This window comes from Pseudomonas sp. FW305-28, from assembly GCF_017351395.1.
Classification (GTDB): domain Bacteria; phylum Pseudomonadota; class Gammaproteobacteria; order Pseudomonadales; family Pseudomonadaceae; genus Aquipseudomonas; species Aquipseudomonas fluorescens_AA.
On the sequence record NZ_JACNDD010000209.1, the window covers coordinates 1 to 9,209 of the forward strand.

General features: G+C 63.9%; 6 protein-coding genes. All 6 read right to left on the reverse strand.

Annotation, left to right across the window (positions count from 1 at the left end; all coding sequences use genetic code 11):
- Positions 1-107: 107 nt before the first annotated feature.
- Entirely contained in the window at positions 108-1,190 is a 1,083-nt protein-coding gene (locus tag J4E53_RS28520) for a hypothetical protein (protein WP_146042669.1), read from the reverse strand.
- A gap of 516 nt (positions 1,191-1,706) precedes the next feature.
- Positions 1,707-3,422: an N-acetylglucosamine-specific PTS transporter subunit IIBC gene (nagE, locus tag J4E53_RS28525; RefSeq protein ID WP_103310709.1), complete on the reverse strand. Its 1,716-nt coding sequence runs from the start codon at positions 3,420-3,422 to the stop codon at positions 1,707-1,709.
- A 33-nt stretch (positions 3,423-3,455) separates the two neighbouring features.
- Positions 3,456-5,969, reverse strand: coding sequence for a phosphoenolpyruvate--protein phosphotransferase (ptsP, locus tag J4E53_RS28530; RefSeq protein ID WP_103310711.1), 2,514 nt, complete (start codon positions 5,967-5,969; stop codon positions 3,456-3,458).
- A 41-nt stretch (positions 5,970-6,010) separates the two neighbouring features.
- Entirely contained in the window at positions 6,011-7,033 is a 1,023-nt protein-coding gene (locus J4E53_RS28535) for an SIS domain-containing protein (protein WP_103310713.1), read from the reverse strand.
- A complete protein-coding gene (gene nagA / locus J4E53_RS28540) occupies positions 7,014-8,120 on the reverse strand; it encodes an N-acetylglucosamine-6-phosphate deacetylase (protein ID WP_060740821.1) in 1,107 nt (368 codons plus the stop codon). The genes J4E53_RS28535 and nagA overlap by 20 nt, the downstream gene beginning before the upstream one ends.
- A gap of 18 nt (positions 8,121-8,138) precedes the next feature.
- Positions 8,139-8,870 (reverse strand): GntR family transcriptional regulator, encoded by a 732-nt coding sequence (locus tag J4E53_RS28545; RefSeq protein ID WP_060740822.1) that lies wholly within the window; start codon positions 8,868-8,870, stop codon positions 8,139-8,141.
- Positions 8,871-9,209 lie beyond the last annotated feature (339 nt).

Here is a 9,209-nt window from a genome sequence, read left to right on the forward strand (position 1 = left end):
TGGGAGCGGGCTTGCCCGCGAAGGCGTCGGGTCAGCTTGCATTGATGTTGGATGTACTGGCCTCTTCGCGAGCAAGCCCGCTCCCACACGGGATCGTCCTGGTCTGTCTACTGATGCCGGTTCTCGAGGCGGCAAGCTTCTTTTTCAATGCCGATGCACTCGACCGGTTCACCCACGCCTTTCTCGAACCGGCGAGCATTCATCAATAGCCCGCCCTTGATGCCGCCAATGAATGCGAAGGCGCCTGGACGGTTGCCGGTATTCTCCCCTGACAGATCCACCGCCACACTGTTGGGCCTGACCTCATACACCCAGCCGCCGTCTGCCGCTTCCGTGACCGCCCAGATCTTGGCGTCGCTATAGTCACGAAACGCCACGACGACCGATTGAATGGAAGGAGACTCCGGGCTGCTCGCCCAGCGCAAGACCGGTGGTTGCGAGTTTTTTGCCCGTAACCCACGGGCAAGTGCGTCCGCTCCTTGCACTGGGTTGATCCTCGAGGAACCCACCGCCCAGAGTGATTCCTTGTTCGTCACCCAGGCCAGGCCTTCTGGCGGGGTGATCTTGCTCCAATCGATGGGCGTCGCTGCGACTTCCAGCATCGTCTCGTGACCGGAGGGTTCGCGATAGTCCGGGTTGGCGATGCAATCGGCCAGGTCGGTTTTCTTGCAGGCCTGCTTGATAAAGTGCCCTTTGACCCCGCCGGGGTAGCTGATCTCTTCCTCGCCGATAATAGGTCCCCCCGATTCCTGTTGGTCGATGCCATGGGGGGCCTTGAATTCGAATACCCATTCGTTGGCGAAGCTCTGGGCGATACGCTGGCTGCGCGTGGTACTGCTGTAGACCGAGCGCTGGGCCCCGGCCCCGTGCTTGAACCAGTTGTACATCCATGTGTCCTCGGGGAAGGTCACGGATTTGGGCAGCAAGCCGTCCCGGAAGGCCTCGAGGCCTTGATTGGTGGTGTCTCCCCGATAGAGCGTGTCCAGGTCGGTCCGCCAGCGCAATAAGGGTTGGGTCTTGCGGATATCCACGCTGGGATCCGCCGTGACCTGGAGCCAGGCCTGGTACCAAGGTTCATCCTTCCGCGCCGAGTCCTGGGTCGTTGCCCACGCATTGGGGTTCGCTTGCCAGGTGCCTGCCAATACCATGGCGACAGTCGCCGCCCGTATAAAACCGCTGCTTCTACTCATGATGTGGACACCTCTCCTGAAACGAGGATGCCAATCGAATCACATACTTCATTACGACCTATTCTTCGAATTGACAGTTTAATTGTCGATTGCTCAGTGCCAAGGCAACGCTGGGGTGTGCCTCGGTTCACTGCGTGAGAGTGAGAATAGATGACTGTGCTGGGCTGTAAGATCTTATTTTGTAACAAGCATCTCAGTTGGAAGCGACCGCGAATATCAGCATTTGTTTGTTGGCTGTTACTGGTCGGAATTATCCGTTACCTGTTATTTCTGACAGTTGCTGGCTCTTGGTCGATGACCTTTAATCGAGGGTTTTGTCGAGGGTTCGCGCTAGATAACTTTTCGGTTGGGTACAGGCTCGGACTTGATGCAATAAGTACCGGCCTCATCGCGAGCAAGCTCGCTCCCACAGGAGGCAGGTGTCGATCACAGGTTTTGTGAACAACACCCAGCCACTGTGGGAGCGAGCTTGCTCGCGATAAATCGAAAGACGAATACAAAAATCCCGGTAGAACACTAGGCCCCGGCATCGACCTTGCGGCCATGCGCCAGGCCGTCCAATGCCTGCCATAACCGCGGCGCCTTCTCCCCCAGCAGCAAGTGCCAGACGCCACCCTCCAACGGGCTCATACCCTGACACCCCAGCCCTTTGAGCCGGCTTTCCGACAAGCCCTTGTCATCGGCCAGCCGCACCCGTAGCCGGCTCGTCGCCACGCACTCGAGTTGCAGGACGTTGTCCTGGCCTCCGAGGGCGGCCAGCCATTGTTGCGCCTCGGTGCTGGAAAGGGCGGCAGGCGTCGTCGGTGCAGGGGCATTCGGCACCGGTGCGGTGACCGGGCGAAGGGAGGAGGGCACCGCCAGGCGGATTTCATCGGCAATGCTGTCGGCCATCGGCCCCACCACCACCTGCAGGCTCCCGCCGTTACCGGGGCGCACCACGGCCATGGCGCCGAGGGCCTTGAGCTGGGCGTCGGAGGCCTTGTTGCGATCCACCATGTCCAGCCGCAAGCGCGTGGTGCAGGCACCGATGGTGATCAGGTTATCTGCGCCGCCCAAGGCCTGGATGTAGGCCGCGGCCCGCTGGTTTTCGGCGATGGCCGGTTTGTCGCCTGCCGGTACCTCTTCACGCCCCGGGGTCTTCAGGTCGAAGCGGCGGATGCAGAAGTCGAACACCAGGTAATAGATTGCCGCGTAGGCCAGGCCCACCGGGACGACCAACCAGCCGTTGGTGGATTTGCCCCAGCCCAGGACCATGTCGATGAAGCCGCCGGAGAAGGTAAAGCCCAGGTGAATGCCCAGCAGATTGGTCACGGCCATCGACACACCGGTGAGCAGCGCGTGGACCAGGAACAACAAGGGCGCGAGGAACATGAAGGCGAATTCGATCGGCTCGGTGACACCGGTCAGAAACGAGGTCAGCGCCATGGACAGCAGGATCCCACCCATGACCTTGCGCCGCTGGGGCAAGGCGTTGCGGTACATCGCCAGGCACGCGGCGGGCAGGCCGAAGAGCATCACCGGGAACATGCCGGTCATGAACTGGCCGCCCTTGGGGTCGCCGGCGAAATAACGGCTCAGGTCACCGGTGACCACCGCACCGGTGGCGGGGTCGGTGAAACTGCCGAAGATGAACCAGGCCATGTTATTGAGGATGTGGTGCAGGCCGGTAACGATCAGCAATCGGTTGAACACCCCGAACACGAAGGCGCCGAAACTGCCGCTTTCCATCAGCAAGGCGCCGAAACCGTTGATACCCTGCTGGATCGGTGGCCAGATAAGGCCGAACACCACGCCCAGCCCGACGGCGCTGAAGCCGGTGACAATCGGCACGAAGCGCCGGCCACCAAAGAACGCCAGGTACTCCGGCAGCTTGATGTCCTTGAAGCGGTTGTACAGCGCCCCCGCCAGCAGGCCGCTGATGATCCCGGCGAGCATGCCCATGTTGATGCTGGCATCGAGCACCTTCAGGGTCGCGATCATCACCAGGTAGCCGATGGCTCCGGCCAACCCCGCCGTACCGTTGTTGTCCCGGGCGAAGCCCACGGCGATGCCGATGGCGAAGATCATCGCCAGGTTGGCGAAAATCGCCTGGCCGGCATCGTGGATGATGGCGATGTCCAAGAGATCGGTGTCGCCCAGGCGCAGCAACAGGCCGGCGATGGGCAGGATCGCGATGGGCAGCATCAGTGCCCGGCCGAGGCGTTGCAGCCCTTCGATGAAATGCTGGTACATGGCGTCTCTCCCTTTATTGTTCTTCGAAGTGGCTCAGCCCAGGGGCCAGTGTCGATGGCAGGCACGGCGTACCGCGAGTGCGCTGCCCAGGTTCAGCAGTTCGTTGCTCAAGCGAGCGCATTGCGCGGCGTCGAGGTGGCGCACGCGGTCCTTGATTTCGCCGATCTGCGGCGGGCTGACCGACAGTTCCCGTACACCCAGGCCGATCAGTACAGGCGTGGCCAACGGGTCCGAGGCCAGGGCCCCGCACACGCCGACCCAACGCCCATGCTTGGCGGCACCGGCGCAGGTCTGGGCGATCAGCCGCAGCAACGCGGGGTGCAGGGCATCGACCCGGGCGGCGAGGCCGGCGTGGTCGCGGTCCATGGCCAGGGTGTATTGCGACAGGTCATTGGTGCCGATGGACAGGAAATCCGCATGTTCGGCCAATTGTTCGGCCAGCAACGCGGCGGCCGGCACTTCGATCATCACCCCCAGTTGCGGGCGTTCGCCCAGGCCCAGTTCAGAGCCAAGGGCATCGAGGCGTTTGCGGATGTGCAGCAGTTCGTCGACTTCGGTGACCATGGGCAACAGGATCCGGCAGCGGTCCAGCGGACGGGTTTGCAGCAAGGCGCGCAGTTGCTGGTCGAGCAGATCCGGTCGCACCTGGGCCAGGCGAATGCCGCGCAGGCCCAGTACCGGGTTGGCTTCGCTCGGCAGGGGCAGGTAGTCCAGTTGCTTGTCACCGCCCACGTCGATGGTGCGAATGATCACCGGTTTGTCGCCCATGGCCTCGAGCACGGCTTGATAGGCCTGGCGCTGCTCTTCTTCGTCGGGGGCGGTGTGGCGGTCGACGAAGAGAAATTCGGTGCGCAACAAGCCAACGCCATCGGCACCGTTGGCCAAGCTTTCGCCGGCTTCGGCGCTGGAGGCCACGTTAGCGGCGACTTCCACCTCCACGCCATCGACGGTCCGCGCCGGTGTGTGGGCGAGGCTCTGTTGTTGGGCGCGCAGGGCCGTGCGTCGGGTCTGTGCTTGCCGCACCTGCGCCAGGCGCTCGACGGTTGGCGTCAGTTCGAGGCGGCCACCGTCGGCGTCCAGTACCACCGCTTGGCCTTGTTCCTGGGCAAGCAGTTCGTCGCCCAGCGCCACCAGGCACGGCAGGCCTTTGCCCCGGGCCAGGATCGCCACATGGGACGTCGCGCCACCCTCGACCATGCACACGCCGGCCACGCCTTGGGCGCTGAGTTGCAGCAGGTCCGACGGGGTCAGTTCCTGGGCGGCGACGATGGCGCCCGCCGCGACGTCGAACTGCCAGGCCTCACCCAGCAACCCCCGCAGGACCCGCTGGCGCAAGTCACGCAAGTCGTTGGCGCGCTCGGCCAGCAGCGTGCTGCCCAGTTGTTGCAGGACCTGGCATTGCGTGTCGATGGAGCGGCTCCAGGCGTGGGGCGCGGCACTGCCTTGTTCGATGAAGAGGTCGGCGGCATCCAACAGCACCGGGTCCTCCAGCAGCGCCAGGTGGGCACTGAAGATCGCCTCTTCATCGTGATGCTTCTTGGCCCGGGCGTGCTCCAGCGTGAGGTGGATGTCGCCACGGACCTGGGCCAGAGCGTCACTCAGACGTTGGCGCTGCTCTTCGACGGCATGGCCGCCGATGTCTTCCGGCAATTGAATGCCGCTCAACCGAACCAGCGGCCCAGTCACCAGCCCGGGCGCGGCACATACGCCATGCAACACACCTTCTTCTGCATTCGCCCGTGGTGGTTCGGGCGGCGGCGCGCTGGCATGGGCTTCTTCCACCAGGGCTGTGGATAAGGTCGTCAGCAAGGCTTGCAGCGCCGCCTCGGCATCGCTGCCCCGGCAACTGACGTGCACTTGCGCCTGTTCGGTGATGGCCAGCCCCATCATCCCCATTACGCTGTCGCACGAGGCTGACTTGCCGCTGAAGTGCAGCTGCGAGCGGCTCTTGAAGCCTTGCGCGGTCTGGCGCACCAGCGCCGCCGGGCGGGCGTGAAGACCGCCGCGATGGGCGATGCGGACCTGGCCGAACACTTCGATGCCGCCGTCTTGGTCGTGATGTTCCGCCTGGCCGACGGCCTTGGCGAGAATGTGCAGCAGCGGCTCGCCGACCTTCACCCCTTTGAGTGTGATGGGCCGTGCCTGGAAGTGTTCGCCGTTGGTGATGACCAGCAGGCTGACCAGGCTCTTGCTGCGCAGCGCCACTTTATCCATGTCATAACGCAGCAGCGGCTGGCCATGGCTGACCCGTGCACCTTCCTTGACCAGCATGGAAAACCCGTCGCCCTGCAGCTCGACCGTATCCAGGCCCAGGTGCAGCAGCAGTTCGGCGCCATTGTCGGCCCGCAGGGTCACGGCGTGGCCGGTGCGGGCGACGTGGATCACTTCAGCGTCGCACGGTGCGTAGAGGGTGTCGTTCAGCGGGTCGATGGCGATCCCATCGCCCATGGCGCCGCTGGCGAACACCGCGTCCGGGACATTGGCGAGGGTGAGCACCGGGCCGCTGAGGGGGGCGCTGAGGATCAGCTCTTTATTGTTGTTGGGCATGGGCTCGCTCTCTTCAGGCTCTTGTTTGAAAAGCAGTCGGATCAGTGGGTACGGGTGACCTTGCTCAGGTGCCGTGGCTGGTCCGGGTCCAGGCCTCGGGCCACGGCCAGGCTCGCGGCCATCGCGTAGAAGCTTTGGATCGCCAGGATCGGGTCCAGGGCCGGGTGCTCGGCGCGGCTCAAGGTCAGGTCGCGTTCGACAATGTCATCAGGTGCCGCCAGCAGCACCCGGGCACCGCGCTGGCGCATGTCCGCGGCCAGGCTCAACACGCCGGCCTGTTCGGCACCGCGCGGGGCGAACACCAGCAGGGGGTAGTCATGGTCGATCAGCGCCATGGGCCCGTGGCGAACTTCGGCACTGCTGAAGGCTTCGGCCTGGATCGCCGAGGTTTCCTTGAACTTGAGTGCTGCTTCCTGGGCGATGGCGAACCCGGCGCCCCGGCCGATCACCATCAACCGCTGACAGTCGCGCAGGGTGTCGACAGCGCTGTGCCAGTCCTGGCGGGCGGCCTCGCGCAGGCCCTCGGGCAGGGCACCGCCGGCTTCGAGCAACTCGGCGTCAGCTTTCCAGTGGGCCACCAGTCGCGCACTGGCGCTGAGGGTGGCAATGAAGCTCTTGGTCGCGGCGACGCTGCTCTCGACGCCGGCACACAACGGCACGCTGAATTCACAGGCGGCTTCCAGAGGCGAGTCGGTGGCGTTGACCAGGGCCACGCTCAAGGCGCCACGCTTGCGCAACAGGCGCAGGCTGTTCACCAGGTCCGGGCTCTGTCCCGACTGGGAAAAACCGAACGCCACCTGGCCGCTGACCTTCAGCGGCGCCTGTTGCATGGTCACCACCGACATCGGCAGCGAGGCCACCGGGATGCCCAGTTGCTGCATGGTCAGGTAAGCGAAATAGCTGGCGGCGTGATCGGAGCTGCCCCGGGCGACAGTCATCGCCACTTGCGGTGGCTGGCGGCGCAGGCGTCCGGCGATTTCCTCGAGGGCCGGGTCCAGTCGCTGCAACTGGCGCTCGACCGCTTCATGGGAGGCCAGGGCCTCTTCAAGCATTTTGGAAGTCAATGGCTTCTCCTTCGACCATCACGTCGGTCAGGGTCAGGGAACGGTCAAGGCGTACGCAGTCGGCCCAGGCACCGGGCTGCAGGCGACCGCGCTCGGGCAGGCCGAGGTAGTCGGCGGGAAACTGGGACAGACGCTGGGAGGCTTCGGCGATGGGCAGGCCGATTTTCACCAGGTTGCGCAGGGCCTGGTCCATGGTCAGGGTGCTGCCGGCCAGGGTGCCATCGGCCAGACGCACCCCGCCCAGGCACTTGGTCACGGTGTGGCTGCCCAGCTTGTATTCGCCGTCGGGCATGCCGGCGGCGGCGGTGGAGTCGGTGACGCAATACAGGCACGGGATCGAACGCAAGGCCACGCGCATCGCACCGGGGTGCACGTGGAGCAAGTCCGGGATCAACTCGGCATATTGCGCATGGGCGAGGGCCGCACCGACGATACCTGGCTCGCGGTGATGCAACGGACTCATGGCGTTGTACAGGTGAGTGAAACTGCTGGCCCCGGCCGCCAACGCCGCGACGCCTTCTTCGTAGCTGCCCAGGGTATGGCCGATCTGCATGCGCACGCCTCGGGCGCTGAGGGCACGGATCAAGGCATCATGGCCGGCGATTTCCGGGGCGATGGTAATCACCCGGATCGGCGCCAGGGCCAGGTAGCTCTCCACCTCGGCCAGCAGCGCGGTGTGGGCGAAATTCGGTTGCGCGCCGAGTTTTCCGGGGTTGATGTAAGGGCCTTCCAAGTGCACGCCCAGGACCCGGGCGCTGCCGTTCGGACGCTGCTCACAGAACTCGCCGAGGGCCTGCAGCACGCTGGCGATCTCTTCGCTGGGCGCGGTCATGGTGGTGGCCAAGAGTGCGGTGGTGCCAAAACGCAGGTGGGTGCGGGCGATGGTCTCGAACGCCGAAGCCCCTTGCATGATGTCCTTGCCGCCGCCGCCGTGGACGTGCAAGTCGATAAAGCCGGGCAGCAGGTAGGGCAGGTCGTTGCTCGCCGGATCGCAGGGCTGGCCTTCGATGGCCACGACTCTACCGTGCTCATGGAGCAGGCGGCCGCGAACCCAGCCGTCACAGGTGAGGATGTTGTCTTCGGACATGGGAAATTCTCTGCTCGTCTAGCGCCGCAGCTCTGCGACAAAGTCGTAGTAGTCGTTGCGGCAATAGGTGTCGGTGACTTCGATGGGGGTGTTGTCTTCCAGGTAGCCGACCCGGGTCATCAGCAACATCGCGGTGCCGGGGGCGATGCCCACCAGGGCGGCGAATTCGTCCGAGGCGTTGATGGCCTGGATGTGTTGCAGGGCGCGCACCACCGGCTTGCCGATGCCGTCGAGAAATGCGTAGAGGGAATCGCCCACCGCTTGCGGTTTGGGAATGATCGAGGCGGGCAGGGTGCTCATTTCAATGGCCATGACCGTGTCGTCGGCCTTGCGCAGGCGCTTGAGCCGCGCGACTTTGTCGGTGGGCGACAGGCCCAGGCGGATCAGTTCTTCGTGGGTGGGCGGGGTGATTTCCCGTTCCAGCCATTGGGACCCGGGCACAAAGCCCTTGAGCCGCAGCATCTCGCTGAAGCCGCTGAGGCGTGACAGCGGCTGTTCCAGGCGCGGGGTGATAAAGGTGCCCGAACCCTGGTTGCGGCGAATCAAGCCTTGTTCGAACAGCACTTCCAAGGCCTTGCGGGCAGTGACTCGGGAAATGCCCAGTTGCTCGCTCAAGCTGCGCTCGGACGGCATCGCCTGCTCGGCTTTCCACTGGCCGGCATGAATCGCCGTCTCCAGGTTTCGCGCCAATTGCAGGTACAGCGGCGTGGGTTGGGTGTCGTCAGGGCGCAGGGCCAGGATGTCATTCATATCGGTGTCCGATGCGGTTATTGAGTTGTTGTCGCTCGGTAAGTGGGGTGGAAGCTAATACCACTTGAATACCATGTCAACGCCGCTTTCCTGGGTTATAGAGGTGTTGTTAAAGGGTTTTTTCGGGATGGGATTGAAGTGGTATTAGTGGAAGGGAGTTCGAACGCAAAGATCTGCAGCCACGACAACGCCTACGGGGTGAACTGGTATTCATCTGTAGGTAATTTCTGAAGATGGTTTTTTTTTGATTTATTTTTCGATGCTGACGGGCGGTCGTCCGAGCCTATCAAGGCTAACGAGCTTTTGTGGCGAGGGAGCTTGCTCCCGCTAGGGCGCGAA